Source organism: Corallococcus exiguus (assembly GCF_009909105.1).
In the GTDB taxonomy this organism is placed as follows: domain Bacteria; phylum Myxococcota; class Myxococcia; order Myxococcales; family Myxococcaceae; genus Corallococcus; species Corallococcus exiguus.
The window spans coordinates 394,668-418,826 of sequence record NZ_JAAAPK010000008.1; the positions used below are offsets into that span (position 1 = coordinate 394,668).

Below are 24,159 nucleotides of genomic sequence, written 5' to 3' on the forward strand. Positions count from 1 at the left end.
CACGCAACATGAGGACTGGTTTCCTGCTGGCCGCCGCCGTGGCCGCGCTGTCCGGCTGCTACGAAGACCCGACCATCATCTACGGCAAGTCGCTGGACGACATGACCTTCACGGTCACCGACCCGGCGATGGGCATCTACCCGAACACCTCCGTGCTGGATGACCCGAACAACCCCTTCGCGCTGTCGGGGGTGGGCACGGAGACGAAGTGGCAGATCCAGTCCGGGGCGGACCCCGTGGCGGCCTACTACTCGTGGGCCACGGTGCTCGCGAACGGGCCGTACGGTGAAGCGCAGTACTACGTGGCCCTCAACCTGGCGGCCATCTACCAGCGGGGCCTGGCGGACCAGGGCAGCCTGGCGCAGACGCGCGAGATGGCGGTGAAGGCCTACCAGTCCGTGCTCGACAACTTCCCGGACGCGGTGACGTACGACGCGTCCGGCACGGTGGCCTACGACCTGGTGACGCCCGCGTACAAGGGCGTCGTCGAGCTGGGCGGCACCGTGGCTGGCGGCTGGGTGATGGTGAAGACCTCCAGTGGTGCGGACCGGGCGGTGAAGCCATGAAGAAGCCAGTGTGGGGCCTGTTGCTGCTGCTCGCCGCCTGCCGCCCGGATCCGGGCCCGGCGGACTACTCAGGCCAGGAGCTGCCGGACGACCAGAACCCCGACGGCGGGACGCAGCCCTCGGACATGCTGCCGGGGCCGTTCCCCTACGAGGCCGGCAAGGCGCGCCTGATGGTGGGCATCTTCTACGAGACGGGCCGCTCGCAGGAGATCATCCTCGACAACATCGACTCCAACTTCTACCTCTACGAGAACACCGTCTACGTGGAGTCGGACCCCGACCACGTCGAGGGCAAGTCCGCCGACCGCATCGTGCAGAACGGCAAGCCGTGGATGGGCTTCGGTGTGCACTGGAAGCAGACGCACAACTTCGATGCGTGGAAGACGCTCCACGTCAGCATGAAGTCGTCCGACGCCGCCTTCGCCAACGTGAAGATCGGCATGACCAGCGGCACGGGCACCGCTGAGAAGGGCAACCCGCTCGCCGTCACCAAATATGGCTGGGCGAACGATGGTGAGTGGCACCACCTGGCCATCCCCGTCGCGGACTTCGTCGCGGCGGGCCTGAAGCTCAATGACGTGTCGTCACCGTTCACCTTCGCAGCCGAGGGTGGCACGACCGGTCAGTTCCTCCTGCTCGACAACCTGTACTTCACCGCGGACTAGGCAGGAACGCAGTGCCAGGAAGGGCGGGCCGGCTGTCGCCGTGTGACAGCCGGAGCGCCCGAGCCTTGTCTTGACGCCGCCGTCACGCCCCCGCGTGCGGTGTCGCCAGGGCAGGGCTGCAGTTGTTTCAGCCGGGCAGTCCCCTTGCGTCCGCCGCGCGTCCTGGCGGTGCGTGCGAACGCGCGTCACGGTGTTCCTACCCAAGGAGTCGTCCCCCAATGTCTGAATCCTTGCCGCAATTGTCAAGCAGGGGCGCAAGCCCATGTCTCCGTGAAGCACCGCGCGTCTGGTTATTACAGGCCTTCGCGGCGGTGCTCATGGTGGTGTCCCTCCTGGGCGCGTCCGACGCCCGCGCGCAGACGAACGTCGCGTTGAACAAGACCACCTATACCTCTTCCGCGGAGGCTCCATTCCTGGGCCAGTACGCGGTGGACGGCGACGGTGGCACCCGCTGGGCCAGCGGCTTCACGGCGAACGAATGGATCACCGTGGACCTGGGCCAGACGCGCACCATTTCGCGCGTGGTGCTCACCTGGGAGCCGGCCTACGCCACGGTCTACAAAATCCAGGTCTCCACCAACAACACCACCTTCACCGACGCGCTGACGGTGAACACCGGCGACGGCGCGACGGACGACCTGTCCCTGCCGGCTGGCACCACCGGCCGCTACGTCCGCATGCAGGGCGTCACCCGCGCGCTGCCCGCGTATGGCTATTCGCTGTGGGAGTTCGCCGTCTATGAGACGGGCGGCACGCCGCCTCCCACCAACACGGACCTGGCGCGCAACCGTCCGGCCACCGCGTCCAGCGTGGAGGCGGACGCCGCGGGGCTCCAGCCGGGCTTCGCGTTCGACAACGACATCAACACCCGTTGGGCCTCCGCGCAGGGCGTGGATCCGCAGTGGATCCGCGTGGACCTGGGGTCGTCCCAGGTGGTGGGCAAGGTGGTGCTGGACTGGGAGGGCGCGTACGGCAAGACGTACACGATTGACGGCTCCAACAACGACACCAGCTGGACGACGCTCAACACGGTGACCAACGGCGCCATCGGCCGCCGGGAGATTCCCGTGTCGGGCACGTACCGCTACATCCGCATGCGCGGCACGGAGCGCGGCACGGGCTACGGCTACTCGCTGTGGTCCTTCGAGGTCTACCAGAACGGGGGCACCACGCCGCCGCCCACTCAGACCACCAACCAGACCATCAAGCTGAACTTCCCGGAGCTGGCGTACGCGAAGATCAACGTGTCGCCCGCGCCGCTGTCGGTGACGCCGGTGCCGGAGGAGGGCAACACCACGCCGTCCGTGCGCAACCCGCCCGGGCCCTTCACCTACCAGCTCACGTTCCCGCCCAACACGACGGTGACGCTGTCGAAGAACCAGTTCTCCCCCACGCAGCCCAACACGGACATCCGCCTGGCGGTGGTGGACTACAACGGCGTGCAGCAGCGCGCGCAGTCCGTCACGGCGCTGGCGGTGCAGGGCGCCGACTGGAACGTGGAGATCTTCTCCACGGGCAATGGCCCCACGGATCCCCGCGACCCCACCATCATCCCGGACCCGTACGTGGCGCCCGCGCCGCTGGCTGTTGCCGGTGCGTTCCGCCTGGCCGCGCCGGGCAACAACGCGATGGTCACCGCGACCCGCCGTCCCACGCTGTCGTGGGCCACGGTGACGGGCGCGACGAACTACAAGGTCTACGTCAACCTCACGCGCAACGACTACGACTGGATGGCGGCGGGCAACCTGTTGGACCGCTACACGCAGGTGGCGTCGCAGACGGGCACGTCCTTCACCTTCACGGAGGACCTGCCGGACCGGTGGACGTACAAGTGGTACGTGGTGGCCACGCTGTCGGGTGGCAGCACGTCGCGCTCGGACATCGGCACCTTCAGCGTGTACCTGCCGGTGGTGGAGACTCAGGCGGACGGCGTCAACCTCATCAACGGCGTGCGCGACCTGAACAAGAACGGGACGATTGAGCCGTACGAGGACTGGCACAACCCCATCTCCGTGCGCGTGAACGACCTGCTGGGCCGCATGACGCTGCGCGAGAAGGCGCTGCAGATGTTCTACGACGCCAAGACGTACCCGGAAGCCGGCTTCCAGATGGGGCCCCTGTCGCCCACGGACATCCCCATGTTCCAGAAGGCGTCCGCGGCCACGCGTCTGGGCATCCCGCACATCGACGCGGGTGACACCATCCACGGCTACAAGACGAGCTGGCCCACGCAGCCGGCGCTGGCGGCCACGCGCGACCTGGACACCATCTACGAGATGGGTGACATCCAGCGCCGCGAGCAGCTGGCCATTGGCAGCCGCGGCACGCTGTCTCCGCTGGCGGAGGTGAACACCAAGGTCCTGTATCCGCGCACGCAGGAAGGCAACGGCGAGGACGCGGACCTGGCGGCGGGCATCACCCGCGCGCTCATCGCGGGCCTCCAGGGCGGTCCGGAGGTGAACCCGAGCTCCATCTGGGTGACGACGAAGCACTGGCCGGGGCAGGGCGCTGGCGGTGAGGCGGGCATCACCTACGACGGCACCACCATCCACTACCACATGCGTCCGTGGCACGCGGCCATCGAGGCGGGCACCAGCGGCATCATGCCGGGCTACGCGGGCAGCTGGCTGCTGGGGCCGGAGGGCTACGGGGCGGGTGACAACCCGGGCATCCTCAACTACCTGCGCAACCAGCTGAAGTACGACGGCGTCATCTGCTCGGACTGGCTGCCGTCGGGTTCGTGGGTGCGCTCCGCCACGGCGGGCTCGGACGTGATGGGCGGCGCGACGCCGCAGGCCATGGCCAACTTCGAGAACGAAGTCCCCGTCGCGCGCATCAACGACTCCGTGCGCCGCATCCTGGACCTGAAGTTCCGCCTGGGCATCTTCGAGGATCCGTACAAGCAGGGCCCGGCCGGCACGTCCCAGTGGCACACCGCGGACAGCAAGGCGGCGGTGCGCCGCGCGTCCCAGGAGGCCATGACGCTGCTCAAGAACGATGGCGCGCTGCCCATCCGCCTGCCGGCGGGCGGCAAGCTGGTCATCGCGGGCCCGCGCGCGGACGACATGTCCTGCATGGTGACCTGGCGTTCGGACTTCCACGGCAACGAGTTCGGCGACCCGACCATCTACGCGGCGGTGAAGGCGCGCGCGGAGGCCGCGGGGCTCACGGTCTACAAAGACAACGCCCCCGCGGGCGTGACGCCGGACGCGGCCATCGTGGTGGTGGGCGAGAGCTACTTCACCCACGGCACGGAGTGGGACAAGGAGAAGCCGTACCTGCCGGGCGACCCGATTGGCCCTGCCCACGACGCGAAGTGGGGCGACCAGTACGGCATCATCAACAGCTTCAAGTCGCGGGGCATCCCCACGACGGTGGTGTTGATCAGCCCGCGTCCGTACGTGCTGACGAACGTGGTGCCCCTCTCCAACGCGCTGATGCTGGCGTACCGCCCGGGCGACATGGGCGGCTACGCGGTGGCGGACGTGCTGTTCGGTGACGTGCTGCCTCGGGGCAAGACGCCCTGGCAGCTGCCGCGCGGCATGAACCAGATCGGCACGGACGTGGAGAACAACCAGTTGGAGAAGTGGGACCTGCCGTTCGACCTGGGCGCGACGGACGCGGAGCGCACGGCCATCCGCCAGAAGATCGCGGCGGGCCAGCCGGTGCCACCCACGTACGGCAACCCGCTGTACCAGTACGGCGCGGGCATCCAGGGCTTCGGCCTGACGGACGCGACGCCTCCGGTGGCGTTCAACCTGCTGACGCCGTCAAACAACCTGGTCATCACCGGCACGCGTCCGGCGTTCACCTGGGCGGCCAGCAGCGACCCTCAGACGGGCATCCAGCGTTACGAGGTGTACCTGGACGGCGGCGCGATGCCGGTGGCCATCACCAAGACGCCGTCGGCGGCGCTGGATGGGCTGAAGCTGGCGAACGGGGTGCACACCTGGTTCGTGAAGGCGTTCAACTGGGCGAACGGCGTCACGCAGTCCCCGACGTTCACCTTCACGCTGAACGACACGACGCCGCCCGCGGCCTTCGCGGCGCTGTCGCCGTCGGCCGGGCAGTCGGTGCCGGGCACGTCCACGCGCTTCATCTGGGAGCAGACGACGGACGTGGGCGCGGGCGTGGCGGAGTACGTCCTCATCGTGGACGGCACGGACCGCGGCCCCTCCATCCTGCGCAGCACGCCGGTGCCGGCGGGCACGAACCTGGCGCGGGGGAAGAATGCCTACGCCACGTCCGTGGAGTTCGGCAGCGCGAACGACGCGGTGGACGGAAGCCTGGCGACGCGCTGGTCCAGCGTGGGCACGGCGACCACGGGTGACACGGAGTCCATCACCATCGACCTGGGGGCCATCTACTCGCTCAAGCGCATCGTGCTGAACTGGGAGGCCGCGTACGGCCGCCGCTACGTGCTGGAGTCGTCGCTGGACGGCTCCACCAACTGGACGGCGCTGCGGACGGTGGACACCGGCGACGGCGGCATCGACGACTGGACGGTGGCTGGCGTGGGCCGCTTCGTGCGCATGCGCGGCGTGCAGCGCGCGACGGCGTACGGCTACTCGCTGTGGGAGTTCGAGGTGTACGGCGTGGGCACGGAGCAGACGACGCTGAACGGTCTGTCCACGGGCTCGCACACGTGGCGCGTGCGCGCGGTGGACGGCGCGAACAACACCACGCTGTCCTCGGGGCCCATCACCTTCACGAAGTAGGGTGATGGCTTGAGAGAGAGGAGGGGCGGCCGGAGTGATGGCCGCCCCTCTTCAGTTTGATGTCATTCCGCGAAGCAGCACTTTGACGATCGCCCGGAGCTGGGGTTCCAGATCTTCGTGGGCGGACTGCGTCACGAGCGTCGGGTGGTGGAACGCGGCCGTCGCGCGGAACAGGAGGTCTGCCTTCTGCCGCGCATTTCTCAGGCCGGAACTACGGGGTCGGCGCGGCGACGGCGGGCGCGCCTTCCGCGGGAGCGGCGGCCTTGGCAGCGGCGGCGGCCTCCTCGGCGGCCTTGGCCTCGGCGACCTTGCGGGCGGCTTCGGCCTCCGCGCGCTTGGTGGCCTCGGTCTGGGCAGAGGTCTTCATGCTGGCGAGGCCCTTCTCGAAGTCCTTGCCGATCATCTGGTCCATGTCCATGACGAGGCACATCGCCTTGCTCATGAAGTTGTGGTTACCGGCCATGGCCCAGGTGACAGTGGTGCCGTCGTCGGCGGGCTTGAACGTGAAGGTGGTGATGCTGCTGTCTTCGAAGGGCTTGATGAACTCCAGCTTGATACGGACGGCCGCGTTGGCGGTGGCCTCCAGGATGGTCATGCGGCCCTCACCCACGTCGTTGTTGCCCACCCACCCATAGGTGGCGCCAACGCCCGACTCCGCGCCGCCAAAGGTCTTCTTCATGTTCGGGTCGAGGTTGTCCCAGGGAGACCACTGGTTCCACTGGTGGAAGTCATTGACCAGACCGAATGCGACGTCGGGCGTACCCGGCACCGTGGCGGTGCGCGTGACGGTGTAGGAATCGGGGCGGGTGGTAATGAAGCCGGCGAGCAGCGCGAGCACGGCGACAACGCCAATGGCAATCTTCTTGAACATGAAGTTCCTCGAAAAGGGTCCCCTGGACGGGGAGGACGCGTCTTAGGCCGCCGGATCGCTCCGGCTCAAGCCCCCCAGCGCGCGGCTTGGCTTGACGCAGCGTGAGGCGCGAGTCACCAGGGCCCACCATTGTACCGGCGGTCTAGAGTGGGCCCATGCGCCTGGCGGTCATAGCGATACTCGCGGCCCTGTTCTGCAGTGGCTGTGCCGGGTGTCACGCCCCACGGAAAGCATCGCTGGGCTGCGACACCTGCCTGCGGGAATCGTGGCCCTCATCGCGAACTCGCCCGCATATTGGGATCGCTTCCAGCACATGACGCGCGGCGAGCAGATCCGCGAGACCGCACGGCTGACGACGAACGTCGTCGCACTGTGGGGAACCGCCTCTGCCACGACTCGCTCGCTGAAGGGGCTGGCCGTGGGAGCCGAGGCCTCCGCGCCAATGCTTTCGCTGTCCGCAGAGGGAGCGCTGGTGCTGGAGCTCGTCTCAGTCCCCGTAGGGCGTGCGACGACAGTTTTGAGTGGGGCTTCCGGGGCGGCCGTCATCCTGTTGAAGTCAAACGCCCCTGGCGGCGGAGCGTCTTCTTCCGGTGGACCGGGGAAGTGGCGGCCCGCGACCGAGCACATGGAGGATGCGGCGCGGAAGTATCAGTCCCAGATCACCAACGCCCTGGAGGGACAGGTCTACGACGTCGACGGCGTCAAGTTCGATGGGTTCACCAACGGCGTGTTGCTGGAGGCCAAAGGGCCGGGCTATGAGAAGTTCCTCGAACTGGCCGTAGAGCAGGGCGGATGGTTCGAGGGATTCACGGACATGGTCCGGCAAGCCAAGCGGCAGCAGCGGGTTGCCCGTGGAGTTCCCCTGGAATGGCACTTCGCGGAGCGCAAGGTCGCGGACTACGTACGAGCGCTCTTCAAGAGAAACGGTCTGGGGCGGATTCCCGTCCACTTCACTCCTCCGCGCTGAACGTCTTCACGGCTGATGACTGAAACCTACTACGCAGGGGTGTACTGGCCCGGAAGGCCCGAGCCGCTGGAGGCCTATGCTCGGCGGGCCGAGGCCCTGTTCCAGCGATTGGCTTCCACGGACCCGAGCCTCGCGACCTGGTACGAGCAGGCCCGTTCCCGGGAGTCCGCGCTCAACAGCCGGGTCAGCACCGATGCTCTTTCGCTTCAGCAGTTGTTCACGAAGACGAAGTACCAGATAGGCGAAGGCGAGCTCTCCTTCGCCGCATGGAACGGGAGTCCGGACGACAGCAGTGTCGTCAACTTCTCCTGCGGGTCTCCAGTGCCGGATGCGGTGGACCTCTGCGTTTGGACTCCAGCCGCACGAGGGCTCATTTCCGAGCACAGAGCGTCCCAGGTGCTGAAGGCGATGGTGCTGGCTTGGGATCCGCAATGGGGTGTCGTCATTTCCGACGAGCACCGGGACGCCGTGTCTGAGTCAGGCGACGCAGGCACGTTCATCGGATGGATGACGTACTTCTCCCGGGACCGCGGTCCAGTGCCGCCGCTTCCAGGGCCCGTGCGAGTCGAGTTCGTGGAGAACCAGGGCACCCTCGTCATCCTGACCCCAGAACGATTCACGCTGGCCAGGTCGGATCATGTCGCGCTCGCGGAAGAGGTGCGGGCCCAGTTGCAACGGGCCGGGTTGCTGGAACCGGTGGGAGCCGCGTCTTGATGCTGACCCCTGCTACCGCGAGACACTTGTCCCTGCTGCGGACGCTGGGGGGGCCGGAGCTGTCTCCGTACTCGCGGTGGCAGCGGCTGGGGTGGGATGCGTCGTCGCGCTACCTGCTGTCCGTCCAGAAGCAGGGCGGGACACCGCTGCGCTGGTGGGACCTGCATTCGGAAGGGGCAACTCCGCTCTTTGCTCACTCTGTATCCCGTTGTGTGGCCGCATGGTTCCTTCCCGGCTCACAGCGCCTCCTGTCCGTGACGGTGCGCGGCACCCTCCAGATCTGGTCCGTCACCGACGGCACGCTGCTGTCCTCGGTGGAGACGGGTGGGTCCGTCAACAATGCGTGTCTGTCCTCGGACGGAACGCGCCTGCTGCTCGCGTCCTCGCAGGGACGTGTCCTGCTCTGGGACCTGGAGCGCAGTTGGCTCGTGTGGCGGCTGGAGGACCCCGCGTTTCTCTACGGCTGCGCGCTGTCGGCGGATGGCCGGTTCGCGGCCGTGGGAGCCGCCGAGGCGCAGGCAGGTGCCGCGACACGAGCTTCCGTACGCCTTTGGGATGCGAGGACCGGCAAGCCCGTGGGGTCACGTACGCTCGACGCCCAGCTGATCTGGAACGTGGCATTCACTCCCTCCGGAGAAGGCCTGGTCGCCGCCAATTCCGGTGGCGAGTTGCTGTTCCTGGGCCTCCCGGGACTGGAAACCGTTCGGAGCATCGAGGCCCCGGCATCCGGTGCGCTGCAGGTCGAGTTCAGCCCCGAGGGTTCATTGCTGGCCGCCAGCGCGGACACGAGCGCGTTCGTGGTCATCGACGTCCAGGAGGGCCGGCGCGTCTTCGCCTATTCGGACCTGGATGACATGCAGGGCAGCACCGCGAACTTCTCCCCCGACGGACGCTTCGTGAGCTGGGGCATGGACGACGGCAAGGTGGGCATCTGGGGCGTGAAGCCCAGACCCTGAGGAAGGGATGGTAGCGTGTCTGCCATGCGTTCAGTCCATTCCTTGGTGCTTCTTGCGTGCCTTGCGGCCTTCACCGCCCAAGCCCAGGTCTATATTCCTACCCCCAGTGGCGCCTATGGCGTCGAAGTCGCGAAGTTCATCGAGACGCAGGAGATTGAGAATGCGTCCGGACTGGCCTGGGCTCCGGACGGTTCCAACCGCCTGTTCGTGGTGATCAAGGGGGGGAAGGTCCGGATCATCCAGAACGGCGCGCTCCAGCCTACGCCATTCATCAATGAGCTGGTGGCAACGGATGGAGAGCAGGGCCTGCAAAGCCTTGCCTTCGATCCGGACTTCGCGACCAACCGCTACGTCTACGTCTTCGCCAGTCAGCCGAACATCGACGTAGGGGGTGTCACCCGCTACATGGCGCAGATTCTGCGGTTCACGGAGGCTGGCGGTGTGGGTGTCAACCGGACCGTCATCGTGGACAACATCCCGCAAAACAAGAGCCACAATGGCGGAGGTCTGGCCTTCGGCCCGGATGGGTTCCTGTATTTTGGAGTAGGGGATGGAGACATCTACGCAGGGGGCAATGACGACCTGTCCCTGATGTCGTCGAAGATCCTCCGCGTCCGCAAGGACGGGACCGTTCCCACGGACAACCCCTTCTACGATGACTGGGGACCGAACAACGATCTCGTCTGGGCCCGAGGCTTCCGCAATCCCTTCCGGATCCGCTTCCAGCCTGGAACCGGGAAGCTCTGGGCCAACGTCGCTGGGGCGGCAGCCGAGCAGATCTTCAGCGTGGGACCGGGCGAGCATGCGGGCTGGTGGCAGTATGAGAACAACCAGCCCCAGGGATTCCTGTCGCCACTCGTCGCCTATACGCCAGGGCTGTGGGACGTGTACTCCTTCACGTCGACAGGTGCCGTGCGCAAGGGCGGGGTCGCGACCTTCACCGTGGAGGGCACCTATCCGGTCTCCTCTCTGCGCAAGGGCAAGAAGGTTCATCTGCGGGATGTGGCGGACCCCAGCTTCAATGGAGTCGGCTACATCACTGGCTTTCCGACGCCCCTGTCGTTCACGGTGGAGCAGGCCGGTCCGGATGCGGTGAGCGGTGGCGGTGGCCTGCAGACAGACCCGATGGGCGATGCCGTGGTCGGTGGCGTGTTCTACGCAGGCTCACGCTTTCCCTCCGACTACCAGGGCGACTACTTCTTCGCCGACTTCGGTGGGTACCTCCACCGGGTGGACCTGGGAGCGGATGGCTCCGTGAAAAAGGTGGAGCTCGTGGTGAACTACGTCCACGAGACGAACTTCACCGACGTCGCGGTGGGGCCGGATGGCGCGCTGTATGTCTCATCCTTCTACGGCACGATCTTCCGGGTCACGCCGCTGCCTGTAGGCCAGGGCGTGATCGTCTCCACTCAGGACCTGGTTGTCCCCGAAGGAGGGTCGAAGACCCTCATGGTCTCCCTGGCCATGCCGCCCACGACCCCGACGTATGTGGCCCTCGTGAGGCGTGAAGAGGACTCGGACATCCGGGTGACCGCCGGACAGCCAATGCTGTTCGACGCGACCAACTGGAGCGTCCCGCAGTTCGTCACCCTCAGCGCGGCCCATGACGCGGACTCGGAGGTCGACCACGCCACGTTCTTCGTCACCCTGGACCAGGGCTTTCCGGCTGGCGTTCCCGGCGTGGAGATCCACGTGCGCACCGAGGAGGATGAAGTCCAGGCGCTCAAGCTCTCCACCACGTCATTCGATCTGGATGAGGGAATGGGCGGCACCTTCACCGTCGGCCTGACCTATGTACCGACGTCTCCCGTGACGGTCACAGTGGCCCGCACTTCGGGGAGCGCGGACGTGACCGTCACCGGCGGCGCCTCCCTGACCTTCACGCCCGAGGACGGAACCGCGGCGAAGACCGTCACGGTGGCGACCGCGCGTGACACGGACAGCGAGGACGACGTGGCCTTGTTGACGGTGTCCTCTCCGGGACTCATCTCGCGGGTGGTCACCGTCATCGCCAGGGACGTGGCTGGGGTGCCGACCATCACCTCCGCGCCCGTGACGCAGGCGACCGTGGGGAAGCCCTATGCGTACACGGTCACGGCGTTCGGGAAGCCCGAGCCGCTGCTGACACTGGTGCAGGGGCCGCAAGGCATGACGCTGGATCCTGTCAGCGGGCGTCTGTCCTGGACGCCGACGAGCGAAGCGACCGTGACCGTCTCCGTGCGCGCCAGCAATGGACAGCTTCCGGATGCAGTCCAGACGTTCCAGCTCCAGGTCCGAGCGTCAGGAATCCCCGACGCCGGCACCGATGCGGGCAGCGTCGTGGATGCTGGCGCCCAGACGGATGCCGGGGCCAATACGGATGCGGGGACCGGAACGGACGGTGGCTCCGTCGCGGACGCGGGCACCCAGCAGGACGGCGGCACGGTAACGGGCCCCAAGGAGGATGATTCCGGCGGGTGCAGCGCTGGCGCCACCGCGCTTCCGGGCGTCCTGGCCTGGTGGCTGCTCGCGGGACTCGTGTGGAGGCCCCGCCGCGACCGGCGGAGCTGAAAAGACTGACAGACAGATGGGAAGGCACGCTAGCGTGCTCGATATGCGATCCATTGCCGCCTGGCTTACCCTGGCATTGCTGACTGCCTTCCCCGTCTATTCCCAGCCAGCCGAGACCGCCCGTGACCTGGAGATCCAGAACGACTGGGTAGACTTCGGGTCGGTGGCCGGCGACGCCACCCGGATGGGATGGGTCCCAGACGGCTCTGGCCGGCTGTTCGTGACGACGATGCGGGGAAAGGTCCTCGTCGTGATGAACGGGGTGTTGCAGCCCACCCCTTTCATCTCCGAGTCGTTCACTCAGGGGCACGAGCAACAAGGCCTCCTGGGCATGGCCTTCGATCCGGACTTCGCGAACAACCACTACGTCTATTTCTTCGCGGCGATGCCGGGCTTCACGTTGCAGATCTTCCGGTACACCGACGTCGGTGGCGTCGGCGTGAATCGCACCGTCATCGTGGACGGACTTCAGGCGGGAGTGCTCGACTTCGACGGCGGCGGGATGACCTTCGGTCCGGATGGCATGCTGTATTTCGGGGTGGGGAATCTCCACGGAAGCAAGGGTGAAGATGACTTGACGAGCGCGGCAGGGAAGATCCACCGCGTGCGCCCGGATGGCACCGTGCCCTCCGACAATCCCTTCCATGATGGGCCAGGCCCCAACGTGGACAGCATCTGGGCGCGGGGCTTCTGCAACCTCTATGGCCTTGTCTTCCAGCCGGGGACCGGACGCCTGTGGGCCAATGCCTCGAGCCCGGACACCATTCAAGTCTTCAGCGTGGGACCGGGCGACCATGGCGGGTGGCCCCACTACAACTACGACCGGCCCGCAGGCTATCTCTCGCCCGTATTCTCTTACATCGCCAATACGGAATTCGGTCCGTTCACGCCGACAGGCGCGGTGCGGCAGAACGGCGTCGCCACCTTCACGCTCCAGTATTACGACATTTCCTCCGCCTGGTATCACAAGGGGACGCGGGTCCAGATCCAGGACGTGGAGGACCCCAGCTTCAACGGTGACTTCTATGTCACAGGGCATCCCTCCCCGCAGTCGTTCACCGTGGATCAACCGGAGCCGGATGCGGTGAGCGGCGGCGGTCAGCTCAAGCGCTGGGTCGATGGCGAGTTCGTCATGGGAGGCATGTTCTATACAGGGTCGCTCTTCCCCTCGAGCTACTCCGGCAACTACCTGTTCACGGACTTCCGCGGAATGCTTCATCGAATCCGGTTCGCGGCGGACGGCTCCGTGGCCACGGAAGACATCATCATGAATTATGAGACGGGCGGCGGCTTCGTCGACGTGAACGTGGGGCCGGATGGGGCGTTGTATGTGCTGAGCTATTACGGCGGAATCAACCGGGTCACGCCGGTGCCGGGAGGCCAGGCCCTGGTTGTGTCGTCATCGGACCTCGTCATCCCGGAGGGCGAAACCCAGACGGTCATGGTCTCCCTCGCCATGCCCCCCGCGGTGGATGTCTGGGTCAAGGTGGCGGTGCAAGGGGCCGACGGTGACCTCTCCGTGGTGGAGGGCGAGTCGCTTCGCTTCACGCGTGAGAACTGGAGCGTCCCTCAATTCGTGACGCTGGGCGCGGCGCAGGACGCGGATGCGGACGTCGAGCACGCGACCTTCACGTTCACGCCGACGCAGGACTTCCCCATGGTCACCGTCCATGCCCGCACGGAGGAGGACGAGGTTCCGGAGGAGCCAGTCAATGACGGTGGCGTCGACGGCGGCGCGGAAGTGGACGCGGGCACCGTCGAGGATGCCGGGACAAGCGAAGACGCGGGAACCCTCGAGGATGCCGGGACAAGCGAAGACGCGGGCACCGTCGAGGATGCCGGGACAAGCGAAGACGCGGGAACCCAGGTGGACGCCGGGGCGGTCGTTGACGCTGGCTCCGCGAAGGACGGCGGCACGGTGCCCGTGCACATGGAGGATGAATCCGGCGGGTGCAGTGCCGGCGCCAGCGCGCTCCCAGGCGTCCTGGCCTGGTGGCTGCTCGCCGGGCTCGTGAGGAGGCCCCGCCGGTCCCGGCGGTAACCCGCCGCGCGCGGCACCTGGGCGATCGGCGACAGGATGATTAGCGTTTCGCCACGGGGAGGTGGACGTGGCGAAGCCGCGCCAGGCGGTCCGGAAGCAGACGCGCACGCCGCATGAGCGGCGGCATGACACCGCGCTGCTCATCATCGACGTCATCAACGACCTGGAGTTCCCCGGCGGGGAGAACGTCCTGCCCTGGGCGCTGCGCATGGTGGAGCGCCTGAGCCCCTTCGCGGAGCGGATGCGCAAGGCGGGCGTCCCGGTCATCTACGTCAACGACAACTTCGACCTGTGGCGCAGCAGCTTCACGGACGTCTACAAACACTGCACCCGGAAGGACAGCCGGGGCCAGCGGGTCGCCCGCGCGCTCAAGCCCCGGCCGGACGATTACTTCATCCTCAAGCCCAAGCACTCGGCCTTCTTCGCCACGTCGCTGGTGCCCCTGCTGGAGCACCTGGGCACGAAGAAGCTGCTGCTCGCGGGCATCGCCACCAACCTGTGCGTCTTCTTCAGCGCCCACGACGCGCACATGCACGAGTACAAGATCACCGTGCTCAGCGACTGCTGCTGCGCGGAGAGCGACAAGGACCACGACCTGGCCCTGGATCAGCTCCAGCGCTTCCTGCGGGTGCGCGTCTGCCGGGGCGACGAAGTACATCTGCAACCCCGCTCGCGCCGCCGCGCCACGCGAAAGCCCCCGCCAGAATGGAAGTGACGGGGGCCGCCTGACACGGTGGAGGTCGGCTCAGACGTCCTTGTCGCCGTCCTCGTCATCGTCGTCGAGGATGTGGCACTTGCCGGCATCCTCGTCGAGCGCCTTGCCGATGAACTCCTTCACCAGGTCGTCGCCGTTGAAGACCAGGGACAAGGAGTTCTGCTCACCGCCCACGTCCTCCTTCTTGTCCAGGACGAGCTTGCCGCCCAGCGCCGTCGCGTTCCCGTCGACGTGCGCGCCCGCGGGCACCCGCACCTCGCCGCCGATGGACACCACGTCGCCCTTCACCTTCGCACCGGGCTCCAGGATGACGCGGCCCCGGATGGCGGCCACGTCGTTGTCCACCACCGCGCCCTTCTTCACGATGACGTCGCCATCCACGGCGACCGCGTCCTTGATCTTCTCCCCGGGCTCGATGACCAGGTTCGTCCCCTGGACCGCCTTGCTCCCATCCTTGACGTTGACGCAGATGGTCTTGGCGGGAGCCTTGGCCGGCTTCTTCGCCGGCTCCGCCGCCAGGGCAGGCAAGGCCAGCGAGCAGGCGAGCAACAGGGTGGGCAGGAACGGGCGGCGCATGGCGGGAACCTCCGGAACGCGGAAGGGGAGCGGCATGCCCTTGCTACGGACGGCCGCCTCCCCCATTGCATCCGGTGCCCTGCCTCAGCCGAGAACGCCCTTCGCCGCGTCGATGGCCTCATGAGTCCCCGCGAGCGCGAGGATGTCACCCGCGCGCAGCACCTCCTGCGCGGTGGGCACGAGTACGCCTGCTTCGCCCCGCCGGATGGCCAGCACCGTGGCCCCCGTCATGCCGCGCAGGTTGAGCTCCGCCAGGGTCCGGCCCACCGCCGCGCTGGACTCGCCGAGCGCCACCGACTCCGGTTCGCCAATGCCGGGCAGCATCTGACGCACGCCGTGCAGCACGTCTTTTGACGGCTCGTCCTCGTCGCCCTTGGCGTGGGACTGGGCCGCGAGCGCCTCCACGATGACCTGCGCGCCCGCGCGCATGTGTCCCTGCAGGTTCGTGGCGCTCTTCCAGAAGGCGAAGCCCATCACGCCCAGGGACACCAGCAGCACCACCGCGCCCGGCACGCCGGGAATGAACGGCTGGGTGATGGCCAGCACCGGCACGCCCACCATGAAGACGCTGGCCAACTGGAGCGCCACCACCAGCACCCGCCGAGGCGCCGCCGCCAGGTCCACCCTGCCGTTGGCTGCCGCCGGTAGCGCGCCCTCCGCCAGCACCACGCCCAGCCGCCGCCCCATCCGCACGATGCCCACGCAGAAGGGCAGGGCCAGCGCCGTGGACAGGCCGATGACGATCCACGGCGTCATCGTCTTGCCCCAGCCCATGCGCTCGTCGATGAACTCCGTCACCTGGGGCAGCAGCACCGACGTGCCAATGACGATGATGGTGATGAACGCCGCGTCCAGGAGCATCAGGAGTGCCATGCGCCGCACGCGCGCGCCCACCGTCTTCTGGCGCGGCGACGTGCGCAGGTTCTCCACCCAGCTTCCGTACAGCGACGCGAATGTCTGCAGTGGCGCCGGCAGCTTGCGGTCCACCCAGTTGGCGATGGGACCGGACGCGCGGATGAGCCACGGCGTGGTCAGCGTGGTGATGGCGGACACGGCCACCGCCACCGGGTAGAGGAACGTGCCCGTGGCCTTCAGGGACAGGCCCAGGCCCGCGATGATGAAGGAGAACTCGCCAATCTGGGACAGGCTCAGGCCCGCCTGCACGGACGTGCGCGTACCGTTGCCCGTGAAGAACGCACCCAGCGACACGCTGAGGATCTTCCCCACGACGACCACACCGGTGAGCACCGCGATGGCCGCCCAGTGCTCGCGGATGAGCGCCGGGTCGATGAGCATGCCCACCGACACGAAGAACACCGCGCCGAACAGGTCGCGCACCGGCTGCACCAGGTGTTCAACCTCCTTGCCCTCGCCGGACTCCGCCACCAGCGAGCCCGCCAGGAACGCGCCCAGCGCCACCGAGTAGCCGAACGTCTGCGCCAGCAGCGCGCCCGCGAAGCAGATGCCCACGCTGGTGACGAGCGTCGTCTCCGGCCGCTGGAGGTTCGTGATGTAGCGCATCAACCGGGGCACGACGAACAGGCCAATGCCGACCAGACCCACGAGGAACGCAGCCAGCCGGCCCACGGTGAACGCCAGGTCCACGGCGGACATGCCGGTCCCGCTGGACACCGCGGTGAGCATGGCCATCAGCAGGATGCCGATGAGGTCCTCCACGATGAGGATGCCCACCACGATGCCGCGCAGCGCGCCCCGGATGTTCTGCTCGTCGAAGGCCTTGGCGATGATGGTGGTGCTGGAGATGGCGATGCAGCAGCCGGTGAACAGGCTCTCCAGCATCGTCCAGCCGAAGGCGCGGCCGGTGATGAAGCCCAGCCACACCATCACGCTGCACTGGATGACGGCGGTGAGCCCCGCGGTGGGCCCCACCTGGAACAGCTTGCGCAGGCTGAACTCCAGCCCCAGGGAGAACATCAGCAGGATGACGCCCATCTCCGACAGCGTCTGCACGATGCCCGGGTCCGCCACCAGCGGAATGGGGACGTGCGGTCCGATGATGAAGCCCGCGAGGATGTAGCCCAGCACCACCGGCTGGCGCAGGCGCTGGAAGAGGACCGTGGTGACCGCCGCGACACAAAGGACGGTGGCGAGGGCTTGGAGGAACGCGTGGGCGTCGTGCATGGGGGCGCCTCTGGAGGTGATGGGCTCGCGATGAGCGGCCCCGCCCGTGCTGCGCGGGGCCGGATCCACAGGAAGTTAGGGCGGAATCAGCTGCATCGCTCGAGGGCAATGGCCCCGGCGATGATGAGCACACACAGCAGTCCGCTCCACAACAGGCGCGCGCCCTGCCACTGATCGTGGGTGGAGCCGCCCTGCTGGGGCTGCTGCGACGGGGGTGAGGTGGGCTCGGGGGAAGGGGATGAAGACATGGAGGAAGGTCTCGCGCGGCCGCGAAGGGCGCACCGCGTGCTGGAAGGTTTGTGTCGTGGGAGCGGCCTGCCCGCCGGGTTCCCAGAGGACACACCGGGGGGCGGAAGCGGACGCGGGCCCGCGAACGAAAGAGGATGCACGAAAGAAACCGCTCAGCCCTGGCCGGGCGGACCCTGCGCCGGGCAGTTCACCGTCCGGGGACGGTCCGCCAGCGGCGTGAGCCGGGAGGGCAGCGCCCGGGCAAGCAGGCCCTCTGCCAGCGCCAGCATCCGCGCGTCATGGCGCGCGAGGATCGCGCGCAGCGTGTCCGGCCGGGGCGTGAAGGGTGTCGGGGGGCGGAGGCCGGCGCCACCGCCATCCACCTGATCTCGCGAGCCCGCCCGCGGGGCGGCCACGTGCAAGCCATGCAGCAGCCCCGCTTCCTCCCACCCCAGCTTCGGGGTGGAAGGCGAGCGCGACACCCCATGCGTCCGGGACGCCGCGGCCTCCAGGTGGGCTCCGCGCGAGGACCTCGAGGGCAGCCCCACCATTCCCAGGAGCCCGGCCAGCACCGCCGCGCACACGGCCGCCGTCAGGGCGAACCTGCTCTCGCGGGGGGCTTCACGCCCGGTGTGGGGAAGGGCCGGCGTCATGGATGGGGGGGTTAAGCGTGTCGCACGGGATGCGACAGTCGGCCGACGACAGAAACGAGCCGACGGAAGGCCTTTATACGCAGCGGGGTCGTCACGCACCTCGGAAAATCGCGCCCTTGGCGACGAAACAGTCCGGTGGTGACGCACCGGGATGATTTCAGCATCGCTCCAGATTGACGTTGCCACCCGTCAGGGGATATCCCCTTCCGGCGACCGAAAATGCGAACCATTCTCAACTTCAACGACGGATTGGGTGCTGCCCCGACGCTGCCGCAAGCTGTGACCGCGCGTGCGGATGCGGCGCGGAGCCCGGTGGGGCTCTTCCAGTCCGCGACCGCGACGGCGGAGGCGGGATGGGGTCGCTGGAGCGGGGCCCTGTTGACCGCGACCGTGGCGCACGTATTGGCGGTGGCGGTGGGCGTGATGATGGTGTCGACCCGCCCGCCGCCCGAACTCAAGAAGCCGGAGCCGGAGCTGGTGCTGATGGCCTACGCGCCGCCTCCGCCGCCGTTGGGGGGGGGCGCGCTGAAGCAGGCGGCCCCGGAGCCCGTGAAGCCGGTGGTGCAGAAGCCGCGCCCGAAGCGGCAGGAACTGGTGGTGCCCGCGAAGGTTCCTGAGCCGGTGAAGGAGCAGGAGCCGGTGGTGGAGCAGGTGGAGACCCCGGCCGCGACGGAAGTCGCCGCGGTCGCGTCGCAGGCGCCCGCGGGGCCTGGCGTGCCGGACGGCGCGGTGGGGGGAGTCGTCGGGGGCGTGGTGGGCGGAGTCGTGGGCGGCAAGGCCGGTGGGCAGGGCACCGCGCCGCCCATCTATACGCCGCGCGAGGTGATGAAGCTGCCGGTGCTGCTGTCCGGCAAGCCGGAGTATCCGCGCCGCGCCCGCGAGGATGGAATCACCGGCGTGGTGATGGTGATGGTCGTGATTGGCACGGACGGCGCGGTGGAGCCGGGCTCGCCGCGCATCCATCGCTCGGTGCCGGGCCTGGACGAGGCCGCGCTCGAGTCCGTGTCGGGCTGGCGCTTCTCGCCGGCCCTGGGACATGGCGGCGCGCCCGTGCGCGTGAAGGTCGTGATCCCGGTGAAGTTCGCCCTGAGGTAGTTCCTTCGCGGTCCCGTAGAAGCCTTCATGAATCCCAAGCTCCGCTCGATTCTCTTCTGGATCCACCTGATCTGCGGCCTCATCGTGGGGCTCGTCGTCGGGGTGATGTCTTTCACGGGCGCGGCGATCGCGTTCGAGTCGCAGATCATCGAATGGGCGGACCGTGACGCCCGTCACGTGACGCCTCCCGCGGAGGGGGCTCCCAAGCTGACGCTGGAGGAGATGCTCGCGAAGGTGAAGGAGGCGAAGCCCGCCGTGCCGCCCTCCGGAGTGACGGTGTACCCCGGGGCGGAGAGCGTGGTGTCGGTGGCCCTGGGCCGCGGCGCCACGGTCTACGTCAATCCCTACACCGGTGAAGTCCGCGAGCCGGGCGCTCAGGGCTGGCGGTCGTTCTTCCACACGATGGAGGATCTGCACCGCTGGCTCGCGGCGTCCGGCGACAACCGCGCCGTGGGCAAGGCCATCACCGGCGTGGCCAACCTGGCGTTCCTGTTCCTGGGCCTCACGGGCCTGTTCCTGTGGTGGCCGCGCAAGTGGAACCTGCGCGCCATGCGGCCCACCCTGTGGTTCCGCCGTGGGCTCAAGGGCAAGGCGCGCGACTTCAACTGGCACAACGTGATCGGCTTCTGGTCGCTGCCCGTGCTGGTGGTGCTGACCACGTCCGGCGCGGTCATCTCCTATAAGTGGGCGTCGAACCTGGTCTTCACGCTCACCGGCAACGAGCCGCCCGCCGCGCAGGGACCCATGGCCGCGGCGCCCGTCGTCGTTCCCACGCCCGCGCCGGGGACGCAGCCCCAGCCGCTGGATGCGCAGTTCGCGGCGGTGATGAAGCAGTCCAACGCCTGGGAGACCATCACCCTGCGTCTGGCCACGCCTCCGGGCGCTGGCGCCCCCGGCGGCCGTCCCGAAGGCGCCCCGCGAGGCGAGGGTGGCCAGCGTGGCGAAGGTGCCCAGCGCGGTGAGGGTGGTCCTCGCGGCGAGGGTGGCCCTCGCGGCGAGGGTGGCCCTCGCGGCGAAGGCCGTGCGGAAGGTCGCGGTGGTCCGAAGGGCCCGCAGGCCAGCGCCTTCACCGTCCGCGAGCAGGAGCGCTGGCCGCTCTTCGCCAACAACACGGTGTCGCTGGATCCGTTCACGGCCCAGACGCTGAAGACGGAGACGTACGCGGACTTCAACAGCGGCCGGAAGGTGCGCACGTGGCTGCGCTTCCTGCACACCGGCGAGGCGCTCGGGTGGGTGGGCCAGCTCATCGCGGCGCTCGCGTCCTTCGGCGCCGTGTTCCTCGTCTACACCGGCTATGCGCTCTCCTGGCGCCGCTTCGTCCCTCGCCGGAAGACGCAGGCCGTGGCGCCCCCGGCCCCGGTGGCACCGCCCGCGGAAACGAATATAAACGCCGCCTGATGTGACAATTCGGTAAACCCAGACAACCCCGAGGCCCGGACCGCGAGAGTGGATCCGGGCCTCATCGTTTTCACTCGGCGGCGTGTGGCATTCGGCTGGCTGATGCCAAGCAGTGCCGTTGCGATCGCCTGTCTTTGGAAATCAGGGTGTTGACGGGAAGAAATTTCTTGTAACGCGAATCAGGGTCCTGCATATGAGAATCATTCTCATTTAGGCAGTGCCTCCCATTCCGAGGGGATTCGTGTCCACAGCCAAGCCCGGTCGTACTGGTATCCGCTCTTCCAATGGCAACCCTGGAGGCGTGCGCGGCACGCTCTGGCCCTGGGGTCCCGCTGCCGTGGGGCTCGCCTCCGCGCTGGCCGCGGGTGGCGCGGTGGCGCAGGAGACGCCGGTGACGGGTGAGACGTCCGCGCCGGTGCAGGAGTCCCGGCCGGCGGAGACCCCCCGGGTGGGCCAGGATGCCCCGGCCCCGGAGCGCACCCCGGAGTCCGCGCCCACGGGCGCGCCGGAGGCGGAGGCCGGTCAGGACGACGCGTACGTCCTGCCGGAAGTGTCCGTGGAGGGCGAGACGGAGAAGTACAACGTCACCGAGCCCAGCCTGGCCCGGCTGCCGCGGCCGCTGGTGGACACGCCGCAGACCATCACGGTGGTGCCCGAGCGCGTGATGGAGGAGCAGCAGGCGATGACGCTGCGCGACGCGCTTCGCAACGTGTCCGGCATCACGGTGACGGCGGGCGAGGGTGGCCGCCAGGGTGACTCCTTCTCGCTGCGCGGCTTCTCCGCCCAGACGGACACGCTGCGCGACGGCGTGCGTGACCTGGGCTGGTTCACCCGCGACACGTTCAACCTGGAGGGCGTGGAGGTCTACTTCGGCCCGTCGTCGGTGCTGTTCGGCCGCGGCTCCACGGGCGGCGCCATCAACCTGGTGACGAAGAAGGCGCGCAAGGGCTCCTTCACGGACCTACGCCTGTCCGGCGGCACGGCGCCGATTGGCCGCATCGAGGCGGACGTCAACCAGGAGCTCTCCGACAGCGTGCAGTTCCGCGTGAGCGCCGTGGGGCAGCTGGCGGGTGTCGCGGGCCGCGACGTCGTGAAGGAGAACCGCGCGGGCATCGCGCCGTCCGCGCGCTTCCAGCTGGCGGACAAGGTCGCCCTGGAAGTGGACTACTTCTACCAGCACGAGGACAGCATGCCGGACTACGGCCAGCCGTACTTCAACGGCTACCCCGTGGGCGTCACCCTGGACGTGCCTCGTGAGAACTTCTACGGCGTGAAGGACAGCGACGCGGAGCTCGTCAACGTCCACATCGGCTCGGCGCGCCTGCTGGCGGACCTGGGCAACACCTTCCGCCTGACGAACACGCTGCGCTACGGCGGCGTGGACCGCTTCGCCCGGCCCACCGCGCCGCGTGGCCTGACGCCGGCCACGGACCCCACCACCATCGGACGCCAGCGCTTCGAGACGTCCACGGACAACACCTACTTCGCGGACCAGCTGGACGTGCGCGGCGTGTTCAACACGGGCTTCCTCAAGCACACCGCCAACTTTGGCCTGGACGTGTCCCGCGAGCAGCGTGAGCTGGGCCGCGTCAACCTCACCACGGCCAGCGGCAACCTGCCCGCGGACCTGTTCGAGCCGGACAACAGCCCGGACCTGTCCGGCGTGAACCGTGTCCCGGGCGCCACCAACTACAGCCGCCAGTGGAACCTGGGCGCGTACGCGTCGGATCAGATCCAGATCGGCAAGTACGTGGAGGTCCTGGGCACCCTGCGCCTGGACAACCTGCACAGCGACTACGAGACCAAGGCCGCGAACGGTGACGTGGCCGCCTTCGAGCAGGAGAACAGCCTGTTCAACTGGCGCGTGGGCCTGGTGCTCCACCCGGCGGAGAACACCAGCGTCTACGGCATGTACGGCACGTCCCAGAACCCGAGCGCGGAGCTGGCCACGCTGGCCAACGACACCGTCACCCTGGATCCGGAGAAGAACGAGACCTTCGAGGTCGGCGCCAAGGCGGACCTCATCGCGGAGCGCCTGAGCGTCAACGCCGCGCTCTTCCGCACCAACAAGCTGAACGCGCGCGTGCCGAACTCGGATCCGGACGGCCCGCCCACCGTGCTGGAGGGCAAGCAGCGGGTGCAGGGCTACGCGCTCGGCATCGCGGGTTCGCCGGTGCGCCGCTGGAACGTGTTCGCCAACTACACGTTCCTGGACGCGAGCATCCGCGAGCACACCAATGAGTTCCTGGTGGGCCAGCGCCTGGTGAACACGCCCAAGCGCAGCTTCTCGCTGTGGACCACGTACGCCATCCTGGACAACCTGTCCGTGGGCGGCGGCGCCACCTACCAGGACGTGGCCCCGGTGAACAACCCGGCCAACGCGACGGTGCTGCTCACCAAGGTCCCCAACTTCTGGCGCTTCGACGCGTTCGCCTCGTACTCCATCAAGAAGGTGGACCTGCAGCTCAACGTCTACAACCTGACCGACAAGCTCTACTACGACTCGTACTACGGCGGTCAGGCCGTGCCGGCGGACGGTGTTTCGGCGCTGCTCTCAGCGCACGTGCGGTTCTAGTCGCGCGCAATTCCCGCCGGGCGTAGGAGGACGTTCATCATGATGGTGCACATCCCGCAGGTGCTCACGCCCGAGCAGGTGGCCCACTGCCGCGCCGTCTTCGACAAGGCGGCGTGGGAGGACGGCCGGACCACCGCCGGCAAGCAGTCCATGCAGGTGAAGAAGAACCTCCAGCTGCCCGAAGGCAGCCCCGCTGCCCGGGAGCTGGGGGACCTGGTGCTGGCCGGCCTGGAGAAGAGCCCGCTGTTCATCTCCGCCGTGCTGCCCCAGCGCGTCTTCCCTCCGCTGTTCAACCGCTACGAGTCCGGCATGGACTTCGGCTCGCATGTGGACAACGCCATCCGGCCCATCCTGGGCACGAACCAGCGCATCCGCACGGACGTGTCCGCCACGCTCTTCCTGAGCGACCCGGACAGCTACGACGGTGGTGAGCTGGTGGTGGAGGACACCTACGGCAACCACGCGGCGAAGCTGCCCGCGGGGGACCTCATCGTCTACCCGTCCACCAGCCTGCACCACGTCACGCCGGTGACGCGCGGCGTGCGGCTGGCGTCGTTCTTCTGGATCCAGAGCATGATCCGCGACGCGGGGCAGCGCTCGCTGCTCTTCGACATGGACACGTCCATCATGCAGCTCACCCGCGAGGTGCCCAAGAGCCCCGCGCTGGTGATGCTCACGGGCGTGTACCACAACCTCCTGCGCCAGTGGGCGGAGCCCTGAGCCGCGTCG

Annotated in this window: 18 protein-coding genes; 13 read left to right on the forward strand and 5 right to left on the reverse strand. The window is 68.0% G+C overall.

Annotated elements, in window-relative coordinates; genetic code table 11:
• Positions 1–8: 8 nt before the first annotated feature.
• The 3 genes from GTZ93_RS27840 (at position 9) to GTZ93_RS27850 (ending at position 5,949) form a co-directional block, all read left to right on the forward strand.
• Entirely contained in the window at positions 9–566 is a 558-nt protein-coding gene (locus tag GTZ93_RS27840) for a hypothetical protein (RefSeq protein ID WP_169820693.1), read from the forward strand.
• Positions 563–1,231 (forward strand): putative glycoside hydrolase, encoded by a 669-nt coding sequence (locus GTZ93_RS27845; protein ID WP_139918237.1) that lies wholly within the window; start codon positions 563–565, stop codon positions 1,229–1,231. Before GTZ93_RS27840 ends, GTZ93_RS27845 begins: the two co-directional genes overlap by 4 nt.
• Positions 1,232–1,548: 317 nt before the next feature.
• Positions 1,549–5,949, forward strand: coding sequence for a discoidin domain-containing protein (locus GTZ93_RS27850; RefSeq protein ID WP_257979156.1), 4,401 nt, complete (start codon positions 1,549–1,551; stop codon positions 5,947–5,949).
• 211 nt (positions 5,950–6,160) lie between these two features.
• Here the strand turns inward: GTZ93_RS27850 and GTZ93_RS27855 are convergent, their stop codons facing one another.
• Positions 6,161–6,820 carry an SRPBCC family protein gene (locus tag GTZ93_RS27855; RefSeq protein WP_139918240.1) on the reverse strand — a complete coding sequence of 220 codons (660 nt, stop codon included), beginning with the start codon at positions 6,818–6,820 and terminating at the stop codon, positions 6,161–6,163.
• 265 nt (positions 6,821–7,085) lie between these two features.
• Here GTZ93_RS27855 and GTZ93_RS43315 point away from each other — a divergent pair, with 265 nt between their 5' ends.
• The 6 genes from GTZ93_RS43315 to GTZ93_RS27885 all read left to right on the forward strand — a co-directional run bounded on the left by GTZ93_RS43315 (position 7,086) and on the right by GTZ93_RS27885 (position 14,763).
• The gene (locus tag GTZ93_RS43315) at positions 7,086–7,787 is read left to right on the forward strand and encodes a Tox-REase-5 domain-containing protein (protein ID WP_161663110.1); all 702 of its coding nucleotides are present in this window, start codon (positions 7,086–7,088) and stop codon (positions 7,785–7,787) included.
• Between the two features lie 15 nt (positions 7,788–7,802).
• The gene (locus GTZ93_RS27865) at positions 7,803–8,501 is read left to right on the forward strand and encodes an Imm52 family immunity protein (protein ID WP_139918244.1); all 699 of its coding nucleotides are present in this window, start codon (positions 7,803–7,805) and stop codon (positions 8,499–8,501) included.
• Positions 8,501–9,457 carry a WD40 repeat domain-containing protein gene (locus tag GTZ93_RS27870; RefSeq protein WP_139918246.1) on the forward strand — a complete coding sequence of 319 codons (957 nt, stop codon included), beginning with the start codon at positions 8,501–8,503 and terminating at the stop codon, positions 9,455–9,457. The genes GTZ93_RS27865 and GTZ93_RS27870 overlap by 1 nt, the downstream gene beginning before the upstream one ends.
• A gap of 24 nt (positions 9,458–9,481) precedes the next feature.
• Entirely contained in the window at positions 9,482–12,007 is a 2,526-nt protein-coding gene (locus tag GTZ93_RS27875) for a PQQ-dependent sugar dehydrogenase (protein ID WP_139918248.1), read from the forward strand.
• A 43-nt stretch (positions 12,008–12,050) separates the two neighbouring features.
• Positions 12,051–14,048, forward strand: coding sequence for a PQQ-dependent sugar dehydrogenase (locus GTZ93_RS27880; protein ID WP_161663111.1), 1,998 nt, complete (start codon positions 12,051–12,053; stop codon positions 14,046–14,048).
• A 67-nt stretch (positions 14,049–14,115) separates the two neighbouring features.
• The gene (locus tag GTZ93_RS27885) at positions 14,116–14,763 is read left to right on the forward strand and encodes a cysteine hydrolase family protein (RefSeq protein WP_180946057.1); all 648 of its coding nucleotides are present in this window, start codon (positions 14,116–14,118) and stop codon (positions 14,761–14,763) included.
• Between the two features lie 30 nt (positions 14,764–14,793).
• Here the strand turns inward: GTZ93_RS27885 and GTZ93_RS27890 are convergent, their stop codons facing one another.
• The 4 genes from GTZ93_RS27890 to GTZ93_RS27905 all read right to left on the reverse strand — a co-directional run bounded on the left by GTZ93_RS27890 (position 14,794) and on the right by GTZ93_RS27905 (position 18,362).
• Complete coding sequence (locus tag GTZ93_RS27890; protein ID WP_139918251.1) at positions 14,794–15,339, reverse strand: hypothetical protein; 546 nt, start codon at positions 15,337–15,339, stop codon at positions 14,794–14,796.
• 84 nt (positions 15,340–15,423) lie between these two features.
• Complete coding sequence (locus GTZ93_RS27895) at positions 15,424–17,481, reverse strand: cation:proton antiporter (RefSeq protein WP_139918253.1); 2,058 nt, start codon at positions 17,479–17,481, stop codon at positions 15,424–15,426.
• An 86-nt stretch (positions 17,482–17,567) separates the two neighbouring features.
• Complete coding sequence (locus GTZ93_RS27900; RefSeq protein ID WP_161663112.1) at positions 17,568–17,729, reverse strand: hypothetical protein; 162 nt, start codon at positions 17,727–17,729, stop codon at positions 17,568–17,570.
• A 153-nt stretch (positions 17,730–17,882) separates the two neighbouring features.
• Positions 17,883–18,362 (reverse strand): hypothetical protein, encoded by a 480-nt coding sequence (locus GTZ93_RS27905; protein WP_139924241.1) that lies wholly within the window; start codon positions 18,360–18,362, stop codon positions 17,883–17,885.
• Positions 18,363–18,581: 219 nt separating this feature from the next.
• Between GTZ93_RS27905 and GTZ93_RS27910 the strand changes: the two genes are divergently transcribed.
• The 4 genes from GTZ93_RS27910 to GTZ93_RS27925 all read left to right on the forward strand — a co-directional run bounded on the left by GTZ93_RS27910 (position 18,582) and on the right by GTZ93_RS27925 (position 24,150).
• Positions 18,582–19,457 carry a TonB family protein gene (locus tag GTZ93_RS27910; RefSeq protein WP_161663113.1) on the forward strand — a complete coding sequence of 292 codons (876 nt, stop codon included), beginning with the start codon at positions 18,582–18,584 and terminating at the stop codon, positions 19,455–19,457.
• Between the two features lie 27 nt (positions 19,458–19,484).
• Complete coding sequence (locus GTZ93_RS27915) at positions 19,485–20,855, forward strand: PepSY-associated TM helix domain-containing protein (protein WP_139919606.1); 1,371 nt, start codon at positions 19,485–19,487, stop codon at positions 20,853–20,855.
• A 301-nt stretch (positions 20,856–21,156) separates the two neighbouring features.
• On the forward strand, positions 21,157–23,430 hold the full coding sequence (locus tag GTZ93_RS27920) for a TonB-dependent receptor (RefSeq protein ID WP_257979280.1): 2,274 nt from the start codon (positions 21,157–21,159) through the stop codon (positions 23,428–23,430).
• A 39-nt stretch (positions 23,431–23,469) separates the two neighbouring features.
• Positions 23,470–24,150: a Fe2+-dependent dioxygenase gene (locus tag GTZ93_RS27925; protein ID WP_120580699.1), complete on the forward strand. Its 681-nt coding sequence runs from the start codon at positions 23,470–23,472 to the stop codon at positions 24,148–24,150.
• The last annotated feature ends 9 nt before the right edge of the window (positions 24,151–24,159 follow it).